Origin of the sequence: Bradyrhizobium valentinum (assembly GCF_001440405.1) — a bacterium.
Classification (GTDB): domain Bacteria; phylum Pseudomonadota; class Alphaproteobacteria; order Rhizobiales; family Xanthobacteraceae; genus Bradyrhizobium; species Bradyrhizobium valentinum.
Genome location: NZ_LLXX01000026.1, coordinates 20,812 through 43,306, shown reverse-complemented (window position 1 = coordinate 43,306; position 22,495 = coordinate 20,812). Strand labels below are relative to the sequence as shown.

The 22,495-nt window shown below is 62.8% G+C and carries 16 protein-coding genes; 6 read left to right on the top strand and 10 right to left on the bottom strand.

The genetic code is table 11. The annotated features are described in order from the left end of the window. A partial coding sequence (locus CP49_RS45755; protein WP_057849001.1) for a VCBS domain-containing protein occupies positions 1-3,452 on the bottom strand: 3,452 nt, incomplete at its 3' end. 698 nt (positions 3,453-4,150) lie between these two features. On the opposite strand from CP49_RS45755, the gene CP49_RS03980 reads away from it, so the two are divergent. Both CP49_RS03980 and CP49_RS03975 read left to right on the top strand, forming a co-directional pair. After that, complete coding sequence (locus CP49_RS03980; protein WP_057849000.1) at positions 4,151-4,951, top strand: transglutaminase-like cysteine peptidase; 801 nt, start codon at positions 4,151-4,153, stop codon at positions 4,949-4,951. A gap of 245 nt (positions 4,952-5,196) precedes the next feature. Further along, complete coding sequence (locus tag CP49_RS03975) at positions 5,197-7,371, top strand: PQQ-dependent dehydrogenase, methanol/ethanol family (protein WP_082645858.1); 2,175 nt, start codon at positions 5,197-5,199, stop codon at positions 7,369-7,371. Between the two features lie 164 nt (positions 7,372-7,535). Here the strand turns inward: CP49_RS03975 and CP49_RS03970 are convergent, their stop codons facing one another. The 6 genes from CP49_RS03970 to CP49_RS03945 all read right to left on the bottom strand — a co-directional run bounded on the left by CP49_RS03970 (position 7,536) and on the right by CP49_RS03945 (position 14,377). Further along, a complete protein-coding gene (locus CP49_RS03970; RefSeq protein ID WP_057848999.1) occupies positions 7,536-8,735 on the bottom strand; it encodes an ABC transporter substrate-binding protein in 1,200 nt (399 codons plus the stop codon). A gap of 94 nt (positions 8,736-8,829) precedes the next feature. Continuing rightward, a complete protein-coding gene (locus tag CP49_RS03965) occupies positions 8,830-10,668 on the bottom strand; it encodes an AMP-dependent synthetase/ligase (RefSeq protein WP_057848998.1) in 1,839 nt (612 codons plus the stop codon). A 137-nt stretch (positions 10,669-10,805) separates the two neighbouring features. Further along, the gene (locus CP49_RS03960) at positions 10,806-11,585 is read right to left on the bottom strand and encodes an ABC transporter ATP-binding protein (RefSeq protein WP_057848997.1); all 780 of its coding nucleotides are present in this window, start codon (positions 11,583-11,585) and stop codon (positions 10,806-10,808) included. Between the two features lie 10 nt (positions 11,586-11,595). Next, positions 11,596-12,354, bottom strand: a complete 759-nt coding sequence (locus CP49_RS03955; protein ID WP_057848996.1) for an ABC transporter ATP-binding protein — start codon at positions 12,352-12,354, stop codon at positions 11,596-11,598. Next, on the bottom strand, positions 12,351-13,502 hold the full coding sequence (locus CP49_RS03950; RefSeq protein ID WP_057848995.1) for a branched-chain amino acid ABC transporter permease: 1,152 nt from the start codon (positions 13,500-13,502) through the stop codon (positions 12,351-12,353). The genes CP49_RS03955 and CP49_RS03950 overlap by 4 nt, the downstream gene beginning before the upstream one ends. Continuing rightward, the gene (locus tag CP49_RS03945; RefSeq protein WP_057849044.1) at positions 13,502-14,377 is read right to left on the bottom strand and encodes a branched-chain amino acid ABC transporter permease; all 876 of its coding nucleotides are present in this window, start codon (positions 14,375-14,377) and stop codon (positions 13,502-13,504) included. The genes CP49_RS03950 and CP49_RS03945 overlap by 1 nt, the downstream gene beginning before the upstream one ends. A 288-nt stretch (positions 14,378-14,665) precedes the next feature. Here CP49_RS03945 and CP49_RS03940 point away from each other — a divergent pair, with 288 nt between their 5' ends. Next, positions 14,666-15,418 carry an ABC transporter ATP-binding protein gene (locus CP49_RS03940; protein ID WP_057848994.1) on the top strand — a complete coding sequence of 251 codons (753 nt, stop codon included), beginning with the start codon at positions 14,666-14,668 and terminating at the stop codon, positions 15,416-15,418. After that, positions 15,415-16,935, top strand: coding sequence for a hypothetical protein (locus CP49_RS03935; protein WP_057848993.1), 1,521 nt, complete (start codon positions 15,415-15,417; stop codon positions 16,933-16,935). The genes CP49_RS03940 and CP49_RS03935 overlap by 4 nt, the downstream gene beginning before the upstream one ends. A 2-nt stretch (positions 16,936-16,937) precedes the next feature. Here CP49_RS03935 and CP49_RS03930 read toward each other — a convergent pair whose 3' ends face one another. Next, on the bottom strand, positions 16,938-17,909 hold the full coding sequence (locus CP49_RS03930; RefSeq protein ID WP_057848992.1) for a Bug family tripartite tricarboxylate transporter substrate binding protein: 972 nt from the start codon (positions 17,907-17,909) through the stop codon (positions 16,938-16,940). A 94-nt stretch (positions 17,910-18,003) separates the two neighbouring features. Next, positions 18,004-18,888, bottom strand: a complete 885-nt coding sequence (locus CP49_RS03925) for an alpha/beta fold hydrolase (protein ID WP_197423014.1) — start codon at positions 18,886-18,888, stop codon at positions 18,004-18,006. A 214-nt stretch (positions 18,889-19,102) separates the two neighbouring features. On the opposite strand from CP49_RS03925, the gene CP49_RS03920 reads away from it, so the two are divergent. Continuing rightward, a complete protein-coding gene (locus tag CP49_RS03920; RefSeq protein WP_057849043.1) occupies positions 19,103-19,933 on the top strand; it encodes an MBL fold metallo-hydrolase in 831 nt (276 codons plus the stop codon). A 167-nt stretch (positions 19,934-20,100) separates the two neighbouring features. Then, positions 20,101-21,153 carry an amidohydrolase family protein gene (locus CP49_RS03915; protein ID WP_057848990.1) on the top strand — a complete coding sequence of 351 codons (1,053 nt, stop codon included), beginning with the start codon at positions 20,101-20,103 and terminating at the stop codon, positions 21,151-21,153. Here the strand turns inward: CP49_RS03915 and CP49_RS03910 are convergent, their stop codons facing one another. Next, positions 21,154-22,410, bottom strand: coding sequence for an aminopeptidase (locus CP49_RS03910; protein WP_057849042.1), 1,257 nt, complete (start codon positions 22,408-22,410; stop codon positions 21,154-21,156). Between the last annotated feature and the right edge of the window lie 85 nt (positions 22,411-22,495).

Here is a 22,495-nt window from a genome sequence, read left to right as displayed (position 1 = left end):
ACCACGCCGGTGATGGCTGCGGTATGGCCGACATCGGTCAGGTCGACGTCGGTGAAAGCGACGGGGATCGTCACCGTCAACGCCGACGTATCGGCCTGCTCAGCCAGATTCGTTTGCACGATGTTGGCAATGACAGGCGCGTCGTCGGTGCCGGTGACGGTAACGACAAAACTCTTCGGCGTCACCCCGCCATCGCCATCGCTGATTGCGACCGTATAGGTCAGCGTCAGGACCTCGCCCTTCGCCAGGTAGTCGAACGCCGTCGAGGAGGCCGAGAACGAAAGGTTGGCGGAGCCGGAGGATGAACCGGCAGCCTTGGTCACTGAGCCCGGCGTGACCAGTGCGATCAGCGCCGCCGCGTTGAGCGAAAGGCCCGTGGTGGTGCCGGATGCCAGCACGCCGGTGATAGCTGCGGTGTGTCCGGTGTCGGAGAGGTCGCGATCGGTGAACGTGACCGGGATCGTCGTCGTCAGCGCCGTGGTGTCGGTCTGCTCGGTGAGGCTCCGCTGCGCTATATCAGCGATTTCGGGCGCGTCGTTGCTGCCGTTAACGGTGACGACGACATCCTGCCAGGTGATGCCGCCATGGTGGTCGTCGACCTCCACCGTGTAGGTCAGCGTGACCGTCTCGCTAGCGGCGAGATAATCGAAGTAGCTGTCCGGCGCCGAGAACGACCAGCTCTGCGAGCCGGTCACTCCGTTGGTGGAATCGGTCAGCGTGCCCAGCGACAGCCAGCCGAACTGCGTATTGTAGTCAGCGAGACCAGTCTGGATGCCGGATGCGATCACCTTGGTAATCGTCACCGCATGCGTGTCAGTCCAGTCGACATCTGCGAACGTGATCGCGCCATCGGCATTATCTGGCGCTGCCGAGCCGGAGGCGTCGGCGATCTCCGCGATTGCCGCGGTTTGCGGACTACTGGTGATATCAGCCGTATCGTTGGTGCCGGTAACCGTGACCGTGAGCGGCTTGGTGATGATTCCGCCATGCCCGTCATCGACCGTTGCGGTGTAGGTCAGTGTCAGGATCTCGTCGTCGGCCAGAAAGTCAAACGCGCTGTCGGCTACGCTGTAGGTCCAGCTTGCCGAGCCATTGTTGGTATTGCCGGCGGTCTGAACCACCGTCAGCGCGGCATCGACGGCGTCGAGTTGCGCGGCCGTGAGCGTGAAGCCGACACGGACCGAGATCTGGTTGGGGTCGGCGAAAGCGGCGCTCCAATAGGTGTACGAGGTAAAGGCGGCGCTCGCCACCGGCCGGTCGGTCAGATCGACGTCGGTGAACTTGATGGTGCCGGATGCGACATGGAGCGCGTTGGAGCCCGTCGGGTTTGGCTGGCTGGTGTTCGAAAGCTCGGCAAAGCCGTCGCTCGTCGTGACGATGGTCGGAACGTCGTTGGTGCCGATAACGACGACGTCGGCGCCATGGATCGACACGGTGATCGGTGTGGAGATGACGCCACCGTGGCCGTCGTCGACCTGGGCGACGTAGTTAAGTGTCAGTTTCTCGCCCTTGGCGACGAAGTCGAACTTGCTGTCCTCGATACTGTAGGTCCAGGTCGCCGAGCCGTTGTTGGTGTTTCCGCCCCCCTGCACCACGCTTAGCGGCACCTCGACGGCCAGGATCGCCGCCCGTTGCGCCGGCGTCAGCGTCGCGGTGACGTCGTTGCCTTGCGCATCATAGTAGCGGAATGGATCGGTGGCCGAGATCGCCGCGCTGACGACCGGACGATCGGTCAGGTCCACATCGCCAAACGTGACGGTGCCGGTCACGGTATCAATCACCGTATTACCGGTGCCAACCCGCTCCGTGATCGTGCCGCCGGTCGCGGAGATCGTCGGCTTGTCGTTGGTGCCGGTGATGACGATCGTAAACGGCACGAACGTCGTCTCGTTGTTCGGCGCGTAGTTGTTGTCGACCCGTGCCTGATAAGTCAGCTTCAGCGTCTCGCCGGCGGCGAGGAAGTCGAACGCGCCATCGGCGACGATGTAGGTCCAGGTCGCCGTACCGAAATTCTTGCCGTTGGGGTCTTGCACCACGACCAGCGGCACTTCGACCGCCTTGATCGCAGCCTGCTGCTGCGCCGTCAGCGTAGCGCTGACGTCGGCGCCCTGCGCATCCTGATAGGCAAAGGAAGAAAACTGCGCACTGACGCTCGGCGTGTCGCCGACGTTGATGTCGAGATAGTTGACGATGCCGGAGATGCTGTTGATCGTAGAGCTCGCGGTCACATCGACGCGTTCGGTAGTGGCGCCACCGAACGCCGCCGCTTGCGGCGGCCCCGGGATATGAGTGAGCCCGCCGACCGGCGCCGGAGCGGGCGCAGGCGCCGGCCTGTCCGGGATGTTGACGAACTGAAGCGTAACCGGAACGACGTCGTTGCTGGCCAGCTTGAGGAACAAGGTTTCCGGAACAATCGAGTCGGTGAAGTTGGTCGTCAGCTTGGTGTTCGGGTTGTTGAGGTCTGAGAACTTCAGCGAGAACACGTCGGTGATGATCTTCTGCGCGTCCGGCGACAGTTGCACCGACGACTGGAAACTCACCCCGCCCTGGCCGTTGATGATCGTCTGCGTGCCGGCCCTGTTGACGGTCGCGATCGGCGTCAGCGTGGTCTTGTCGAACAGGATGTAGGAGCCGGTGGTGCCGTCGGGCTCGACCAGCACCTGGAATTTCGCCGGCGGCGCGCCGCCCTGCGACGGCACCTCGAAATCGATCTCGACCAGCACCGCAGTGCCGCGGATGCCCATGGTCGCGACCGGCGTATCGACCTTCATGTCGCCATTCTTGGCGGTGGCGCCGGCGACGAAGGAGATGGTGCCCTGCACCAGGCTGAGCAGCGACTTGTTGTCCGACCCGTTCGGGTCGTAGACCATTTCATTGAGCACCATCTTGGCGTTCGATGCGAGGCCGAACACGGTGCCGTCGATGAAGGTGATGCCGAGCGTCGAATCGGAGCCGGACTGGACGACGTCACCTTTGTGGACGGTGTCACCCTGGTTCAGGATGATCGACACGCCGTTGCGGATCGCCGTCGCGTTGCCCGTCAGCTTGGTGACATGGCCGATCACCGCGGGCGCGACGCTGGCGCTGCCGTCGGCCTGCGCGAACTGGGTGTGCCCGCTCAGCGCGTTGACGATGTCGCCGGTGAGGTGGGCGCCGTCGGGCGAGGCCAGCGCCGCACGCTTCTCGCCCTTGAAGTAATCGCGCAGCACGACCTCGCGGTCGCCGCCGGTGAGGATCAGGTCGACGCCCGACCGCTTGAAGTCGCCGTGGAACAACAGGTGGGCATCAGAAATAATTATCGCGTCCGACGGTGCATGTGTCGAAACCTTGTCGACATGGAACTTGTCGGAAGACAAAAGATGGCCGTGCGGTGACAGCAGAGGCCCGAGGCCTATGTCCGCGCCGGAAAAAGGGTCGAGGTCGCCCGATCCGAATTTGCCGGCGTAATTCAATTGGTCACCATATATAAATAGTTAAGAATTATGAAATTTCCTGCGGGGTTTTCATAACACGCAGGTAGGGAACACAAAAGCACGTGGGCGGCGAATACCCTTAATATGGGGTAAGTCTGCAACAGGACCGAAAAGGTCCGGGAAAAGTGTCGGGCGAAAGTGTGGCGAGGAAAAGGCCGGATTTAACTCGGACTGATCGAAAAATGGGCAGGGCTCCCCCGAGGCATTAATTCTCCCGAGGCATAAAGATAAACAGCCATAATACTTTATCCTTGCTGCAGCGCAGCGAGTGCTGCTTCCCGAGGAAAGCGACAGCCGCCTGAAGGCCGATCATTTCCCGCCCGCTGGAAGCCGTCATCCCTTCGAAGCATCCAGGACAGGTCGCAATCGCGCCACCGGCGATTCTGCGAGCAAGGTTAATTCCGGTGACACTGTGGCCCTTCCGCAACCACAAACTCTGCGCAGGTCCCCAGCCCTTCCGGGATATCCGAGCGGCTTCTGATGAGCGCCGATCTGAGTGGATCGATAAAATTAGCTCTAACTGGCAAGGCCACGTTCAGGCTGTTTCGCAAACTCCCGGCTCGCCCCCTATCGTTTTAGACAGATCAAAAGAACCCTTGCCCATCCTGCCCATTCCGAAATGATCCGGTCACGAGCAGGCAGAACAAGCCCGCCGATGCCCGGACAAGGGGTGTCAGATGGGGTTGCCAGTCTATGCATACGCATGGCGTGCGGGCATCGTCGCGTGCGGCCTGGCCTGGTTCGGGCCAGCCGAGTTGCGCGCGGAGACGCCCGAGCCGTCTATGCGGGCGGAGCTGATCCAGCAATCGACCGAACCGTTCGGGCTTGCCGCATCCTCACTCTCCAGCGGCGGACTGCACGACAAATGGATCGGCGTGCAACGACGGCTCGACGACGAAATGGTGCAGCTTGCGCTCTGCGAAGGCGACCGTGACGGCTGCGTGTCGCCAGTCGCACTGAAATTCCTCGACATCGTCGATGCCGCCCGGCTGCGCGACGGCCGCGCCCGGCTCGGCGAAGTCAACCGCGCCATCAATCTCGCCATCCGGCCGGCAAGCGACCTCGCCCAACACGGCCAGATCGACGTCTGGGCGTCGCCGCTCGCAACGCTCGCGCGCGGCGGCGGCGACTGCGAGGACTATGCGATTGCAAAATTCGTCGCTCTGCGCCGCGCCGGCCTTGCGCCCGACGATCTCAGGATCTTGGTCCTGCGCGATACCATCCGCGGTGAGGACCATGCGGTGGCTGCCGCGCGGCTGGACGGCCGCTGGCTGACGCTCGATAACCGCCGCATGGCGATGGTCGAGGATGTCGACGTCAGAAATTTCCGGCCGACATTCGTGATCGGCCAGCACGGCGTGATGCGTTACGCCGATGCTCCTCTGCTCGCCGACGCCTCGGGCAAGAATTCTGTGGCTCCGCTCGTCGTGAGTTCTCTGGCCACCTCTGCGGGCCGGTCATTCCAACGTGCCGACTGACGAATGACGGCGCGCAATTGTTGCGCGGCGACGGCTGACAACAATCTGCTTTCCTTGCCTGATCTTCCTTGCGCTCGTGCCCGATGGTGCGCCGCAGCCGGTATGCCGGCTTGCATTCATTCAGTGAAAGACATGGCGAGACAGATTTTCTCTTTTTCATTTCGCGCCCCGCTTCGATTGACGCGATCCTTCTCACCGGCATAGCATTCCGGCAGATCCGCTAGAGATCACTGGGAGGGAATGAGATGACACGTTCACCGCGCGTTGATTCCGCTTGCCGTTTTTTTCCTGACATCGCCACCGTTTCCCATCGATCGCTGCGCCTTGCGCAGATCGCAATCGGGCTGGGCCTGACGCTATCCTGCAGCGCGGCACTCGCGCAGAGTCCCGCCAAGGGATCGCCCGAGCACATCAAGGCCGTCACCTCTGCCGTGGATGGCGCATTGATCAAGGCCAATACCGCGACGTCGCAGGATTGGCCGACCATCGGCCTCGACTATGCCGAGACGCGCTTCTCCAAGCTCAACCAGATCAATGCCGACAACGTCAAGAAGCTCGGGCTGGCATGGAGCTATCCGCTCGAGTCCTCCCGCGGCGTCGAGGCAACGCCGGTCGTGGTCGACGGCATCATGTACCAGACCGCCTCATGGAGCGTGGTGCATGCCATCGATGCCCGCACCGGCAAGCAGCTCTGGACCTTCGATCCCAAGGTCGACCGCGAAAAGGGCTACAAGGGCTGCTGCGACGTGGTCAATCGCGGCGTCGCGCTCTGGAAGGGCAAGGTTTATTTCGGTGCCTATGACGGCCGGCTGTTCGCGCTCGACGCCGCCACCGGCAAGGTGGTCTGGGAAAAGGACACCATCGCCAGCAAGGAGCACTCCTACACCATCACCGGTGCGCCGCGCGTATTCAACGGCAAGGTCGTGATCGGCAATGGCGGCGCCGAATTCGGCGCGCGAGGCTACGTCACCGCCTATGACGCCGAGACCGGCAACCAGGCATGGCGCTGGTTCACCGTGCCGGGCGATCCGTCAAAGCCATTCGAGGATGAATCGATGGCGGCCGCGGCCAAGACTTGGGATCCCGCCGGCAAATACTGGATCAACGGCGGCGGCGGCACGGTCTGGGATACCATCACCTTCGATCCCGATCTCAACCTCGTCTATATCGGCACCGGCAACGGCTCGCCCTGGAATCAGAAGATCCGCAGCCCCTCCGGCGGCGACAATCTCTATCTGTCCTCGATCGTCGCGCTCAATGCCGATACCGGAAAATATGCCTGGCACTATCAGGAAACGCCCGGCGATCACTGGGACTACACCGCCACCCAGCCAATGATCCTGGCGGACATCAACATCGATGGCGCACCGCGCAAGGTGATCCTGCACGCGCCGAAGAACGGCTTCTTCTTCGTCATCGACCGCACCAACGGCAAGTTCATCTCGGCGAAGAACTTCGTCGACGTGAACTGGGCCACCGGCTACGACGCCAACGGCCGGCCGATCGAGATAAAGGAGGCGCGCAGTGACGAAGCCTACGACAGCATTCCCGGCCCGGCCGGCGCCCACAACTGGCATCCGATGTCGTTCAATCCGCAGACCGGGCTTGTCTATATTCCGGCGCAGGGCGTGCCGACCAACCTCACGCCGGAAAAGACCTTCAAGCACAATGCCGTCGAGCCCGGCAAGTTCGCCAGCGCGACGGGCTGGAACATCGGCTTCATGCTGAATGCCACGCCACCCAAGAACCCGGCCTTCGGGCGCCTCGTGGCCTGGGATCCGGTCAAGCAGAAGGAAGCCTGGCGCGTCGAGCATGTGGCGCCGTGGAATGGTGGCACGCTCACCACCGCCGGCAACCTCGTGTTCCAGGGCACGGCCGACGGGCGCTTCGTCGCCTACAATGCCACCACGGGCGAGAAGCTTTGGGAAAGCCCGACCGGCTCCGGCGTGGTCGCGGCAGCCTCGACCTACATGCTCGACGGCAAGCAGTATGTCTCGATCGCGGTCGGTTGGGGCGGCGTGATCGGCCAGTGGATTCGCGCTACCGAATTGCAGAGCCCCGGCACGGTCTACACCTTTGCGATCGACGGCAAGGCACCGCTGCCGGCTTTCGTGAAGTACCAGACCGAGGGCCTGTTGAAGGGCGTGAAGTATGATCCGAAGGATATTCCTGAAGGCACCGCCATATATGTCGCCGCTTGCGCCGCCTGCCACAGCGTGCCCGGCGTCGACAACGGCGGCAATATCAGGAATCTCGGTTATGTGGCCGCCGAGAGCATCACCAACCTGAAGGACATCGTGTTCAATGGCCCGTTCCGCGACCGCGGCATGCCTGACTTCACCGGCAAGCTGAAGGAAGAGGATATCCCGAAGTTGCAAGCCTTCATCCAGGGCACCGCGGACGCGATCCGGCCGAAGTGACCGCCGCCGTCATTGCGAGCCACATGGATTGCTTCGTCGCTTCGCTCCTCGCAATGACGGAGGCAGATGTCGGGCGACATGCAAAGCCAAAATAAGAAGAGCTGCGCGATCGTCTCGCGCAGCTCTTGATCGTTGAGGCTGTGAAAGTGGAAGGAGATGCTCCCTCAGAACATCAGGCCTTCCTTGACCAGCACCCAGCGGCCGTTCTTGATCTGCTGGACCTGGGTGATCGTGTTGGCAAGATGGTCGGTCTTGGAGAACTTGGTCGGCGGTGAGTTGAAGATGTCGCGGAACTGCTCGCCTGACTCCAGCGCGTTCATCATTTTCTGGCCGGTCAGGTCCTTTCCTGCCTTCTCGGCATAGAACGCAAAGGTCATCACGGCGTTGTAGCCGATGATCGCCTGCGTATTGGCATCCGAGCCGAACATCTTCTTGTAGTTGGCCAGCCAGTCCTTGACCTTGCCCTTTGCCGTATCTTCGTATGGAATCTCGAAGCCCGAAGCCGCATAGAGGCCTTCGACGGCTTCCTTGCCGAGCGCCGGCACTTCCAGCACATTGGTCGGGGTGGCGCCGAGGAAAGTGACGTCCCAGCCGAGCTTCTTGGCTTCGCCCATCGCGCCGATGGTTTCGCGGATCACGGTACCGAGCACGACCATATCGCAGCCGTCGGCCTTCATCTTGGCGACCTGCGCGCTGAAGTCGGAAGCGCCGCGCTTGTAGCTGGTGACCGAGGCCGGCTCCAGCTTCATCGCCTTGACCTGCTGGGTGAAGCCGTCAAGCACGTTCTTTCCGTACTCGTCGTCCTGATGCAGGATGCAGGGCTTCTTGAAGTTCTTCCCCTCGATCATGTACTTGACCGCGGCGCGCGTGCTCTCGACATAGGGCAGCAGATTGTTGAACTTCAGCCGCTCCTGCGGCTTCGCCGGATCGAACTTGAAGGTGAATTCGGCTGCCGTCAGCGGGAATAGCTGCATCACGCCGGCATCGAACAGGATGTCCTGCGATGCGAGCACGGTGGGCGAGCCCATCGGGCCGACCATGGCGAACACCTTGTCGCGCTCGACCATCTTCTGCGACGCCAGCACGGCGCGCTTCGGATCGTAGCCGCTGTCCTCCAGGATCAGCTTGATCTTGCGGCCGTGGATGCCGCCGGCGGCATTGATTTCCTCAACCGCCATCTTCATGCCGTTGGAAACCGGAACGCCCCAGACCTTGATCGGGCCGGACAGATCCTGATGGGTTCCGATGACGATCTCATTGGCCGAGATGCCTTGATCGGTAACCTTGGTCTGGGCTGCGGCCGGCAGTTGGGTCAGCGCAAGGGCGCTCACCGCAAGGCCCAACGCCCTAAACGATTTCGACATTGCAATATCCTCCTTATTGGCCCGTGTTGAGCGAAGGGTGGGGCCTTCTTGTCCTTCGCCGCTTACTTGATGCTCGCTTCGAACTTTCGTTTCCCTACGCTACCGCCCGCTCGCCATACATGGCGTTGATCTCGGCCGCATAACGCTTGTTCACGAAACTGCGCTTCAGCTTCATGGTCGGCGTCAGTTCTTCGTCCTCGGGCGTGAGCTGACGTTCGATCAGGTAGAACTTCTTGATGGTTTCGACGCGCGCGAAGTTGACGTTGACCGCCTCGATCTCACGCTGGATCAAATCCTGGATTTCGGGCGCGCGGCACAGGCTGGCGTAGTTGGTGAAGGGAATGTCGTGGTCCTGGGCGTATTTTTCGACATTCTCCTGGTCGATCATGACCAGACACGTCAGGTACGGCCGCTTGTCGCCGATCACCACGGCGTCCGAGACGTAAGGCGAGAACTTCAACTGGTTCTCGATTTCCGACGGCGTGATGTTCTTGCCGCCCGAGGTGATGATGATGTCCTTCATCCGGTCGGTGATCCTGACGAAGCCTTCATTGTCGATCGAGCCGACATCGCCGGTATGCAGCCATCCCTTGGCGTCGATGGCCTCCGCGGTCTTTTCCGGCTGGTTCAGATAGCCCATGAACAGGAAATCGCCGCGGATCAGGATCTCGCCCTGCGGCGAAATCGCGACCTCGCCCCAGGGTGCGGCCTTGCCGACCGAACCGAGCTTGATGCGGTCGGGCGGCATGACGGTCGCGACCCCGCAATTTTCGGTCTGGCCGTAGACCTCGCGCATGTCGAGGCCGAGTGCGAGATACCAGCGGATCAGATCCGGTGCGATCGGCGCGGCGCCGGTAAAGGCCAGCCGGCAACGGTCGAGCCCAAGCATGCGGCGGATGTTGCGGAACACCAGCCAGTAGGCGGCGCGGTTGGCGAGACGCAACGAGAGCGGCGGCGTATCGCCCTGCAGCTTGTACTCGGTCATCCGGTTGCCGATCGCGAGGGCGTTGCGGTACATCCAGTTCTGGAACGTGGTCGCGTCCTTCAACGCGATCGTGATTCCGGAATAGAATTTTTCCCAGATCCTGGGCACAGCGAGGAAGGCGGTCGGCTGCACCTCGCGCAGATTGTCCGGCACAGTCTCCGGGCTCTCGGCGAAATTCATCACCGACCCCAGCGCCAGCGAGACGTAGTAGCCGCCGATCCGCTCGGCGACGTGGCAGAGCGGCAGGAACACCAGCCGCTCTTCGTTGTCGGTCGACGGAAACAGATCGTTGGCGTGGCGCATCTGATGCGTCACGCTGCGGTTGGAATGCATGGCGCCCTTGGGCGGGCCCGTGGTGCCTGACGTGTAAACGAGGATGGCGAGATCGTTCGCGCTGCGGCTTCCGATCAGCTCGTCCCACAGCGCCTCATTGCCCTGCTCGTGGTTACGTCCGAGCGCCATGAATTCAGCGAGCGACAGCACCATCGGGTCGCTGAAACCGTGTAGGCCTTCCATGTCGAACACGACGATCTTCTGCAGTGTCGGGCACCGCGAACGGCACGACAGGATCTTGTCGAGCTGCTCTTCGTCCTCGGCGAAGATCACCCTGGTCGAGGAATCGTTGATCAGATATTCGACCTGAGATGAGGAGTCGGTCGGATAGATTCCGGAGGAAACGCCGCCGGCGCAGAGGATGCCCATGTCGGCGTAGACCCATTCCGGCACTGCGTTGGCGATGATCGAGGCGACGTCGCCGGGCCGGAAGCCGATGGCATGCAGGCCGAATGCGATATCCTTTGAGATCTGCAGCCACTCGCGCCAACTGGTCGGCTGCCAGATGCCGAACTTCTTTTCGCGGATGGCGGGCCGGTCGCCGCGGGTTTCCACGGACGTCAGAAAACTCTTCGCGATCGTGTCGGCGACTGTCAGCACTGCCGGTCTGGCCATGCTCTCTTCCTCCCTCTGTCGCCTGCCTCAGGTGCCGGTCTTGGCAACCGGTCTTGCTTCTTGAAGCAGGGCCTGAATCTAGCTCTAACTCGTTCTGAACGCCATGCTTTTGACTGCGACGGTTAACGCCAAACCTTCTAACGCCAGGTCTTCTTCTTTTTCCAGCGTCGCTCGCCGCGGGCACCCTCTTCCTTGGCGCCGAGATAGAATTCCTGGATGTCCTTTGAGTTCATCAGCCGTTCGCAGGTGTCGTTCATCACGACCCGGCCGATTTCCAGCACATAGCCGTAATGGGCGGTCTCCAGTGCGACCTTGGCGTTCTGCTCGACCAGCAGGATCGACATGCCCTGTTCCTCGTTGACGCGCTTGATGATGGTAAAGATCTCCTTCACCAGGATCGGCGACAGGCCGAGCGACGGCTCATCCAAAAGCAGCAGGGTCGGACGGTTCATCAGCGCCCGCCCGATCGCCAGCATCTGCTGCTCGCCACCGGAAAGCTGTCCGGCCGGCTGGTTGATGCGCTCCCTCAGCCGCGGGAAATAGCCGTAGACGCGATCGAGATCCTGGGCGACGCCGTCGCGATCCTTGCGCGGATAGGCGCCCATCATCAGGTTCTCGCGCACCGAGAGGAACGGGAACACCTCGCGCCCCTCCGGCACATGGCTCAAGCCCAGCCGCACGATCTTGTCGGCCTCCATGCGCTGGATCGGCTTGCCCAGAAATTCGATCGAGCCCTTTTGGGGATCGAGAATGCCCGAGATGGTCTTGAGCACGGTGGTCTTGCCGGCGCCGTTGGCGCCGAGCAGGGTCACGATGCGGCCGCGCGGCACCTCGAGGCTGATGCCCCTGATGGCCATGATCGGCCCATAATAGCTCTCGATATTGCTGAGCTTGAGGATGATGTCGGAAGCGCTCATGGCATCACCCTCATGCGCCGAGATAGGCGGCGACGACGTCGGGATGGCGCTGCACCTCGGACGGCGAGCCCATCGCGAGCACGCGGCCGTAGTTGAGCGCAATCACGCGGTCGGAGACGCGATTGACCAGCGTCATGTCGTGTTCGACCATCAACACCGTAATGCCGAGTTCGGTCTTCATGTCGCGGATCCAGAACGACATGTCGCCGGTCTCCTCGACGTTGAGCCCGGACGACGGCTCGTCGAGCAGGATCAGTTTCGGCTCCGAGCACAGCGCGCGCGCCAGCTCGATCACCTTGCGGACGCCATAAGGAAGCCCCGAGATCAGCTTGTCGCGATAGGCTTCGAGATCGAGGAATTCAATCACCTGCTCGACGCGGCGGCGATGGAGCTTCTCGCCGGCGCGCACGCTCGGCAGGAACAACAATTCCTGCCAGAGCTGCGTGCTGGAGTGCCTGTGACGGCCGACCAGCAGGTTGCTCAGCATGGTCGCATTCTCGAACAGCTCGATGTTCTGGAAGGTGCGGGCAATGCCGAGGCCGGCGATTTCGTAGGCCGGCTGCTCGGTGATGTCCTGGTCTTCGAAAAAGATCTTGCCCGAGGTCGGCGGATAGATCCGCGAGATCAGGTTGAAGATCGAACTCTTGCCTGCACCGTTCGGGCCGATGATCGAGAGGATCTCGCCCTTCTCCACCGCGAAGCTGACGGAATCGACCGCTTTGAGGCCGCCGAAATGCAGAGACAGGTTTTCCGCACGGAAATAGCTCATCGGTTCCGCTCCGATTTCACGTAGATCTTCTGGCGTTTGAAGGTGGCGCGCTTGTAGAGCGGGAAGAGCTGGAAGAAGAGTTTTATCTTCAGCCAGCGACCGTAAAGACCGAGCGGCTCGAACAGCACGAACAGCACGATGATCACCCCGTAGATCGCGCCCTTCAGGCCGTTGGCGGACGCAATAGCCGCGACGTTGCCGTGAATTTTACCGGCCGTAATACTGTCGGCGCCAAAGGTCGCGGCAATCCCGGCGATGATGACGGGCAGGTCGTCCTTCAGATAGGTCAGGAACGGATCGATCATGACCAGGAAGATCGCGCCCAGCACCGCGCCGTGCAGGCTGAAGGTGCCGCCGATCAGGATCACGATGATGAACTCGATCGAGAGCTGCAGCGTGAACATTTCAGGAGAGATGAAGGAGAGCTTGTGCGCGAACAGCACGCCGGCTAGTCCCGTGATCGCTGCGCTGATCGCAAACGATTTCACCTTGTAGAGCGAGACGTTGACGCCCATGCTGCGCGCCGCCGTTTCGCTGTCGCGGATCGCGACGAAGGCGCGCCCCGTGGGCGAGCGCAACAGATTGAGCGTGCCGATGATGGTCAGGATCAATACGCCGAGACAAAGGAAGTAGAAGGCCGGGCCGTTTTGCGGCACGGCCTGCCCGAACAGGCTCAAGGTCTTGACGCGCATGCCCTCATTGCCGTGGGTCACGCTCTCCCAGCGAGCCAGCACTTCCTCAACGATGAAGGCAAAGGAAATCGTCGCGATGACGAGGTAGATGCCCGTCAGCCGCAGCGCCGGGAATCCGACCAGCGCCCCGACCACGCCGGTCAACAGGCCGCCGGCCAGGAAGTAGACCGGAAACGGGACGTTGTATTGCTGCAGATAGGCCGCCGTGTAGGCGCCGATCGCCAGAAAGGCGGCGTGGCCGAGCGAGGCCTGCCCGGTGAAGCCGGTGAGAATCATCAAGCCTACGCCCACCGTGGCGTAGATGCAGACGAACACCAACTGGCTGACCAGATAACTGGAAAGCACGAACGGCGCGACCGCCAGAAACGCCAGCAGGATGCCGTAGGAAACGATGTAGCCGCTGTGCGGGAACAGTCTGATGTCGTCTTCGTAATCCGTCTTGAAGAGGAACCGCATTAGACCTTCTTCCGCATATGAATACCGAACAGGCCTTCGGGCTTGAGCAACAGCACCACCAGAAGCACGATGTAGGGCGCGACGTCCTTCCAGCCCTGCGGCAGGTAGAAGCCGGCCATGCTTTCGATCACGCCGATCAGCACGCCGCCCACCACCGCGCCGGGAATGGAGCCGAAGCCGCCGAGCACCGCGGCGGGAAATGCCTTCAGGCCCAGCACGAGGCCGACATTGGAGTGAATGAAGGTGATCGGCGCCAGCAGCACGCCGGCGGCGGTCGCGACCGCCGCAGCGATCGCCCACACGATCGAGACCACGCGCTTGACCGGAATGCCCATGTAGTAGGCAGCGAGCATGTTCTCCGAACTGGCGCGCATGGCGGTACCGAGCGTGGTGCGGTTGAAGAACAGGTACAACAGCGCGCACAGGATGATGGTGGCGGCGATCACCGAGAGCTTGTCGTATGCCAGCACCAGCGAGCCGATCCGCAACACGCCGTCGCTGAACGGCGTCTCGATCTTGAAATCGTCGGTACCCCAGATCATCCCGACCACGGAGCGCAGGAAGTATCCGAGCCCGATCGTCGCCATGATGATGGAAAACTGCGGATAGCCGAGGATCGGACGCACGACGACGCGTTCGGCCAGCATGCCGAACGCGGCCATGGCGATGACGGCACCGGCGAATCCAAGCCAGTAATTGAGACCAAGCATGCCGATGAATGTGAAGGCGAAAAATCCGCCCAGCATCATCAAATCGCCCTGGGCGAAATTGACGACCTCGGTTGCCTTGTAAATTAGCACAAAACCGAGCGCGATCAGGCCATAGACGCAGCCGAGCGCGATGCCACTCACGAGCTGCTGAACGAAGTCCAGCATCATTTCCCTCCCCGATGCCGGGCGATTCTGTCGATCGCCTCTTTCGCATCTTGTGTCTACACGCTGCCAGGCATCGACGATGCCGACAGCCGCATATGTCCCGCTGCATTGAGCCCAAAGCGCCGAGCCCTGTCAACAAAGCGCTGCCGGCCGCGCCGTTAACAATTGAGGAGAAATGCCGCAGCCCGGGAAGTTGCGGGGGTCGGCGCGATTTGGTGCACCAGATTCACCGCGCCGAAAGTTCTTCGGTTCATGGTCCGCGATGAACAACCGGATCGCCCTGAAGTCATGAAGTCAGATGTATCGGCGCTCGAAGTGCAAGGGTTAACGAAGCGTTTTGACCGCCCGGCGGTCGACGCCCTCGACCTCACGGTCCGCACCGGCGAGTTCTACGCCCTGCTCGGCCCCAACGGCGCCGGCAAGACCACGACCTTGCGCATGGTCGCCGGCCTGCTCAAGCCCGACGCCGGCTCGGTCTCCATATTGGGCGTCGATGCGCTCGCCGATCCCGTCGCCGCAAAACAGATCATGGCCTGGGTTTCCGACGAGCCGATGATCTACGACAAGCTGACGCCGCTGGAATATCTCGAATTCGTCGCCGGCCTGTGGGGCATCGATCCCGCAACTTCCGAAACTTCCGCTCACCAGCTTCTGGCGTCGCTCGGACTGGAGCCGCATCTGCACGAACGCTGCGAGGGATTTTCCAAGGGCATGCGCCAGAAGGTGGCGCTGGCCGGCGCGCTGGTTCACGATCCGCGGCTGATCATCCTGGACGAGCCGCTGACCGGGCTGGATGCGCTGTCGGCGCGTCACGTCAAGGGATTGCTGCAGGAGCGAGTCCGTTCCGGCTGCACCGTGATCATGACGACGCATATCCTCGAAGTCGCGGAGCGGATGGCCGACCGGATCGGCGTCATCGCCGCGGGCCGGCTGGTGGCCGAGGGCACGCTCACTGAGCTCCGCCAGCAGAATGGCCGCGGCGATACCAGCCTTGAGGACATGTTCATCGCACTCGTCGACGCCGACGCGGCGGCCGCATGAGTTCGGCCGCGGCGCTCACCTGGTTTGCCCGCCACGAGATCCGGCTGGCCTGGCGCGAATGGCTGGCGATGGTGACCGGCAGCCGCGGAAGGCGGAAGCGCGCCATCATCGCCCTGATCGCCTTTGTCGCCATCATGCACCTGCCGGCCTATGCGGTGATCGGCCGCTTCGCTGATCTGCAAGCTCCGGGCAAGCCCGAGCTGATCGTCATCACAGCGACCATCTTCCTCGCCTGGGCCCTGATGTTGTCGCAGGCGATCGAATCCGTGACGCGGGTGTTTTACGCCCGCGCCGATCTCGACCTCATCATGTCGTCACCGGCGAACCTCGCCAATGTGTTCTCGGTGCGGATCGCGGCGATCGCGCTGTCGGTCACCGGAATGGCGCTGTTGCTGTCGACGCCCTTCGTCGACGTTCTCGTGATCGGCGGCGGCATCAGATGGCTCTCGGCGTTCGGCGTCGTCGTCGCCATTGGCCTTTCGGCCGCGGCCGTTGCGATCGCAATCACGGTCGCGCTGTTCAGGCTGATCGGCCCGAACCGCACCCGCCTCGTCGCGCAGATCGTGGCTGCCGTCATCGGTGCCGGCTTCGTCATCGCACTCCAGGTCGCAGCCATCCTTTCCTACGGCACGCTGTCTCGCTTTGCGGTGCTGACCTCAGATGCCGCGGCGGCCTATGCGCCTGCGCTCGGCAGTCCGCTGTGGTGGCCGGCGCGTGCGGCGATCGGCGATGGCATGGTGCTGTCGTGGCTTTTGGCCGGCGGGCTCGTGCTGCTCGGCGCCGTGATGGCAACCTTCTCACCGAAATTTGCGGACACCGCCGTCAGCGTCGCCGCAACCACCCGGACCGTCCGTCGCGGGCCGCGCGCGACCGCATTTCGCGGCGGTTCGCGGCAACAGGCGCTGCGTGCCAAGGAGTTTTTGCTGCTGTGGCGTGACCCGTGGCTGTTGTCGCAAAGCCTGATGCAACTCTTGTATCTGGTGCCGCCAGCCCTGCTGCTGTGGCGAAGTTTTTCCGAAAGCTCGGCCGCGATCGTGCTGATCACGCCCGTGATCGTGATGGCGGCGGGCCAGCTTGCCGGTGGGCTCGCCTGGCTGACGATATCGGGCGAGGACGCCGCCGACCTGGTTGCGAGCGCGCCGCTGCCGCCGTCGCGCGTGATCCGCGCCAAGGTCGAAGTGGTGCTGATCTCCATCGGCGCCATCTTCACGCCGCTGATCGCGGCACTCGCGTTTGCCTCCGTGACGCAGGCGATCGTCACCGCGCTCGGCGTCATCGTCGCAACCGTCTCCGCCGCCGCGATCCAGCTCTGGTTCCGCGTGCAGGCCAAGCGCAGCCAGTTCCGCCGCCGACAGACGTCGTCACGGATTGCGACATTTGCAGAAGCATTCTGCTCGATCGGCTGGGCCGCGACCGCGGCGCTCGCCGTCACGATTCCGATCGCCGCCGTGGTCAGCGGCGCGATGACCGCGGCAATCCTCGCCGCGACGTGGAAGATCAGCCCGCGGCGGGACTAGTCCTACTGCTTCTCCAGCCCTGCCCGCTCGATCACGTCGCGCCAGCGCACGATTTCCTTTTCGATGAACGGGATCATCTCGGCTTTCTGCAGCGTCATCGGGCGGGTGCCGACCTTTTCGAAATGCGTGCGCACGCGTTCCGACGTCAACGCCGCGTGCGCGGCCGCCGCCAGCCGGTCGACGACCGGTGCAGGCGTGCCCGCCGGCACCATGATCGACGACCAGCTCTGGGTGGTCATTTCCTTCATGCCGAGTTCGGCCATGGTCGGCACGTTCGGAAAGGCACGCAGGCGGTCCGGCGCGGTGGTTGCCAGCACCTTCAGCTTGCCCGCCTCGACATGCGGACCGACCGAGACCGGATAGTCGAACATGACGTCGACGCGGCCGGCGATCATGTCGTTCAATGCCGGCGCGCTGCCCCTGTAGGGCACATGCTGCATCTCGACGCCGGAGACCGTCTTGAACAGCTCGGCAACCAGGTGCGTCGCGGTGCCGACGCCGGAGGAGGAGAACGTCACCTTGCCCGGATTCTGCTTGGCGTAGGCGACGAATTCCGGCACGGAGTTGTAGGGCGCCTCGTGATAGGCGACGAACAGGTTCGGGCTTTCGCCAACAAGATGCACCGGCAAAAAGCTCGTCAGCGGATCGTAGGACAGGTTTTTGCGCAGTGTGACATTGGCCGCCATCGTGCCCTGCGTGCCGTAGATCATCGTGTAACCATCGGGCTTGGCGCGCGCCACCTGCTCGGTGCCGACGGCTCCGCCGCCGCCGGCACGGTTGTCGATCACGACCGACTGGCCAAGCGTCTTCGACATTTCTTCGGCGACGATGCGCGACGTCGTATCGGTGATGCCGCCCGGCGCGAACGGCACGACCCAGGTGATCGGACGGCTGGGGAATTCCTCGGCCGCAGCCGACGTGATGACAGCGGTCGACGCGATCAGGATCGCGGACAAGACGTGACGCTTCGCCATGGAATTCCGCCCCGTAAAATTCTGTCCTTCTGAAGAGGACTTGCGCGGCGAGGATGACGGCTTTCGGCACGCCTTGCCATGCGGCAAAGTCGACCTACGCCTTGACCAGCTCCATCACCGCCGCGGCAAACGATTCGGGCGCTTCCTGCGGCAGATTATGCCCGGCGCCCGGCACCACGCGATGAACGCGGCGGCCGGTGAATTTCGGCGCGCTGGCCGCGCCGTCGGTCGCGGGGGCAACGCCATCATCGGCGCCATCAAGCGTGATTGACGGCACAGTAATCGGAGGCAACGCCGCCAGCCTCTGCTGGATTTCAGCATATTGCGGATCGCCCTCGGCAAGACCGAAGCGGTGGCGATAGCTGTGGATCACGACATCGACGTAATCGGGATTGTCGTGGGCCATTGCAGTTCGCTCAAAGCCGGCATCGTCGAACGCCCAGCTAGGCGACCATTGCTTCCACAATATCCTGGCGATCTCGCGCCGGTTGGCGGCTAGTCCCGCGCGGCCGCGCTCGAGCTGGAAGTAGTATTGGTACCACAGCGCCAGCTCGCGCTCGGGGCGCATCGGCGCCATGGCGTTGGCGATGTCCTGGATCAGGTAGGAATTGACGCATACGAGGCCGATGCAGCGTTCCGGCCACAACGCGGCGCCGACGCAGGCCGCGCGACCGCCCCAGTCGTAGCCCGCGAACACCGCACGGCGGATGCCAAGCGCATCCATCAGCGCCACCATGTCGGCGCCGACCGCCGCCTGCTCGCCCGAGCGCGGCGTTGCGGATTCGCGAAATCGCGTCGGTCCATACCCGCGCAAATAGGGAACGATGGCGCGGCAGCCTTGGGCTGCCAGTTGCGGCGCGACGTCGACATAGGAATGAATGTCGTAGGGGAAGCCATGCATGAGCATCACGGCCGGTCCATCGACGGGACCGGCCTCGTAATAGGCGATGCTGAGGACGCCGGCATCGACGTGGCGCAGCGGTTCCAGCCGTTTGGACGACGGCGCGCGCGTGGCGGAAGCAGTTGCGGCTTTTTCGGACAAGGCGACCTCCCAGGTTGCATTTCACACTACGGCAGGACTGCCTGCGCATGAAGCAAATCCAGCACGCCGCCGTGCCGGAATGCCATCATGACGTCCACGCAATTCGGCGATAGAGTATTGCCGGCGGCCGTTGCCGCAGATGGGTCACGCCATGTTGCGATCGCTTAACGTATCCCTTGCCCTCGCCCTTGCGTTCCTCGGTTCGTTGGTACTGCCGGCGGCCGCTCAGCAGCAGCCATTGCGCAGCGAATGCCTCGCCATGGCAAACGCGCCGCCCCGAGCGATGCCGGTCAGCTTGCAACGCGTTGCCGCCAAGTCGCAGGAAGTCGCCATCACCTATGTCGGGCATTCCACTTACTATATCGACACGCCCGACGGGGTGCGGATCGGGACCGATTTCAACGGCGCCTACCGGACCGGTCGCTTGCCCGATGTCGTCACCATGAACCGCGCGCACTCGACGCACTACACGCTGTTTCCCGATCCAAAAATTCCGCACGTCCTGCATGGCTGGGGCGAGAATGGACAGGCGGCGCAAATCTCAACGCGCGTCGGCGACGTCTATATCCGCAACGTACCCACCGACATCCGCCGCTACTTTGGCGAAGGCTCCGGTGGCCAGATGCTCAAGGACGGTAACTCGATTTTCATCTTCGAGGTCGCCGGCCTCTGCATCGGCCATCTCGGACATCTGCATCACAAGTTAGATGAGACGCATTTCGCGGCGATCGGCCGGCTCGACATCGTCATGGTGCCGATCGACGGCACCTATACGATGTCGCTCGACGGCGTCTCCGAGATCACACGGCGCCTGCGTTCCTCCATCGTGCTGCCGATGCACCGCTTTGCCACTCCGCTCGACGAGTTCATGCGCCTGATCGGCCAGCAATTCACCATCGACCAGCGCACCGAGCGGACCCTGAAGATTTCGCGGGAGACGCTGCCGGGCACGCCGACGGTGATCATTCTGGAGGGGGTGTGAGTCGAAGGCGCGGGTTTCCATCGCCGTCATTGCGAGCGAAGCGAAGCAATCCACTCTTCCTTTGCGGCTCCCATGGATTGCTTCGCGGAGCCTGTCATCCGGCGGCGCTACGCGCCGACCGGGTGGCTCGCAATGACGAACAATAGAAATCACGGGAGACGATATTCATGGCCGCCAGCACTGCACCCGCCTCCAGAAGCGGGCTCTATGCCGATCCGCGCGAAGACTGGCTGGCGCAGCACACCGAGGAGATCATCGATCCGGCGCGCCCGATCGTCGACCCGCATCACCATCTCTGGGACCGCGGCGGCCTGCGTTACATGATCGAGGAGATGTCGGCCGACATCGCCTCCGGCCACAACATCGTCGCCACCGTTTATGTCGATTGCCGCTCGATGTACCGCGCGCACGGCCCCGAGGCGTTTCGCCCTGTCGGCGAGGTCGAGTTCGCCAATGGCGTTGCGGCGATGGCGGCTAGCGGCGGCTACGGCAAGGCCGCGATCTGCGCCGGCATCGTCAGCCACGTCAATCTCCTGCTCGGCGACGGCGCGAAAGCCGTGCTGGAAGCGGAGATCGCGGCTGGCAACGGTCGTTTTCGCGGCATCCGGCATTCTTCCGCCTGGGATGCCGATCCCAACGTCGCCGGCATGTATGCGACGCGGCCGAAAGGATTGCTACTCGACAGCACCTTCCGCAAGGGCTTTTCCCACCTCGCCCCACTGGACTTGAGCTTCGACGCCTGGCTGTTTCATCCGCAGATCGGCGAGCTCACCGATCTCGCCCGCGCCTTTCCCGAGACCAGGATCGTGCTCGATCATTGCGGCGGCCCGGTCGGCATCGGCCGCTTTGCCGGCCGGCGCGCGGAAGTTTTTCCGGAGTGGAAGGCCTCGATCCAGGAAATCGCCCGATGCCCGAATGTCGTCGTCAAGCTCGGCGGGCTTGCGATGTGCCTGCTCGGCTACGACTTTCACCTGCGGCCAAAGCCGCCTTCATCGGAAGAGACCGCCGCCGCGTGGCGCCCCTATGTCGAAACCTGCATCGAGGTGTTTGGGCCCGATCGATGCATGTTCGAAAGCAATTTTCCGCCGGATAAGGGCCAGTGCAGCTATCAGGTGATCTTCAACGCCTTCAAGCGGCTGGCCGCGCAGTATAGCGAAACCGAGAAGGCGGCGCTGTTCGCCGGGACGGCGATTGACGTTTACAGGCTCAAGATCGATTAATCACGCCCACTCGCCCTTGCGGAATACCGGCACGCGGCGTCCGTCGGCGTGCACACCATCGATGTCGGTTTCGCTTGATCCGATCATCCAGTCGATATGAATCAGGCTCTTGTTGCCGCCTTGAGCCGCAATCTGGTCCGGCGTGAGCTTGTCGCCGTTAACGAAGCATTTCGAATAGCACTGCCCGAGCGCGATATGGGAGGCGGCGTTCTCGTCGAACAGGGTGTTGAAGAACAACAGCCCGCTCTTGGAGATCGGCGAGGAATGCGGCACCAGCGCCACTTCGCCGAGACGCGCTGCGCCCTCATCGGTATCGAGCACCTTCTTCAGCACTTCCTCGCCGCGCGAGGCCTTTGCCTCAACGATGCGGCCTTCCTCGAACCTGACAGCAATATTATCGATCAGGGTGCCCTGATAGGACAGCGGCTTGGACGAAACGACGTGCCCGCTGACGCGCCGACAATGCGGCGTGGTAAAGACCTCCTCGGTCGGAATGTTGGCGTTGCAGGTGATGCCATTCCTGGCGGTCGCGGCGCCGCCTTCCCATTCGTGGCCGTCGGCGAGGCCGATCGTCAGATCGGTGCCCGGGCCGAAATATTTCAGCGCGTGGAAGCGCTGGCCGTTCAGCCACTCGGTCCGCTCGCGCAGCACGGCATTGTGCTTCTCCCATGCGGCGACGGCGCCATCCTGGTCAACGCGCGAGGCCGCGAAGATCGCGTCTGCCAGCTTTCCTACTGCGACATCCAAGGGGATGTCGGGGAAGACCTGCTTCGCCCAGGACGGGCTCGGATAGGCAATGATGTTCCAGTTGGTATCGAAATTGACGATCTTCTCCAGCGCCGGCTGATAGGCGATCGAATTGGCCTTGCTGGCGCGCGCCACCTTCACGGGGTCCTCACCCGACAGCAGCATCGGATTGTCGCCGACGATGGCAAGCCGCGCGGTGTTGGCGGTGAATGCCTTCGCCATGCCTTCATAGAGCCAGTTGGCGGCCCGATCGAAACCGTCGTTGTGGCCATAGCGATAGCGCGCCAGCGTGATCTCCTCATCCGACAGGATCGGGGTCACGATACCCGCGCCGGCCTTGTAGGCATGTACGGCGATCCGGCGCACCAGCGGCAGCGCGACCGAGGGCGCCGTCAACAGCAGGTCCTGTCCGGGCTGCAGCCGCAAGCCCACCTTGACCGCGACCTCGGCGAGGCGGTCGAGTTTCACGGGATCGATCAAGGCGGAAACGCTGCTCTGATATGCGGTCATGATTCTTTTGGCCAATGCTGCTTGAACTTTTAAGGCTTCGCAGCTTCGGCCGTGATCACACGATCAAGCCAAAGCGAGCGAAGCG

Excerpts from the sequence above, each read along its gene's own strand:
- CP49_RS03955 (WP_057848996.1), bottom strand. The coding sequence starts at position 12,354 with ATGAGCTATTTCCGTGCGGAAAACCTGTCTCTGCATTTCGGCGGCCTC.
- CP49_RS03935 (WP_057848993.1), top strand. The coding sequence starts at position 15,415 with ATGAGTTCGGCCGCGGCGCTCACCTGGTTTGCCCGCCACGAGATCCGG.
- CP49_RS03930 (WP_057848992.1), bottom strand. The coding sequence starts at position 17,909 with ATGGCGAAGCGTCACGTCTTGTCCGCGATCCTGATCGCGTCGACCGCT.
- CP49_RS03965 (WP_057848998.1), bottom strand. The coding sequence starts at position 10,668 with ATGGCCAGACCGGCAGTGCTGACAGTCGCCGACACGATCGCGAAGAGT.
- CP49_RS03915 (WP_057848990.1), top strand. The coding sequence starts at position 20,101 with ATGGCCGCCAGCACTGCACCCGCCTCCAGAAGCGGGCTCTATGCCGAT.
- CP49_RS03975 (WP_082645858.1), top strand. The coding sequence starts at position 5,197 with ATGACACGTTCACCGCGCGTTGATTCCGCTTGCCGTTTTTTTCCTGAC.
- CP49_RS03960 (WP_057848997.1), bottom strand. The coding sequence starts at position 11,585 with ATGAGCGCTTCCGACATCATCCTCAAGCTCAGCAATATCGAGAGCTAT.
- CP49_RS03970 (WP_057848999.1), bottom strand. The coding sequence starts at position 8,735 with ATGTCGAAATCGTTTAGGGCGTTGGGCCTTGCGGTGAGCGCCCTTGCG.
- CP49_RS03910 (WP_057849042.1), bottom strand. The coding sequence starts at position 22,410 with ATGACCGCATATCAGAGCAGCGTTTCCGCCTTGATCGATCCCGTGAAA.
- CP49_RS03945 (WP_057849044.1), bottom strand. The coding sequence starts at position 14,377 with ATGCTGGACTTCGTTCAGCAGCTCGTGAGTGGCATCGCGCTCGGCTGC.
- CP49_RS03940 (WP_057848994.1), top strand. The coding sequence starts at position 14,666 with ATGAAGTCAGATGTATCGGCGCTCGAAGTGCAAGGGTTAACGAAGCGT.
- CP49_RS03920 (WP_057849043.1), top strand. The coding sequence starts at position 19,103 with ATGTTGCGATCGCTTAACGTATCCCTTGCCCTCGCCCTTGCGTTCCTC.
- CP49_RS03980 (WP_057849000.1), top strand. The coding sequence starts at position 4,151 with ATGGGGTTGCCAGTCTATGCATACGCATGGCGTGCGGGCATCGTCGCG.
- CP49_RS03950 (WP_057848995.1), bottom strand. The coding sequence starts at position 13,502 with ATGCGGTTCCTCTTCAAGACGGATTACGAAGACGACATCAGACTGTTC.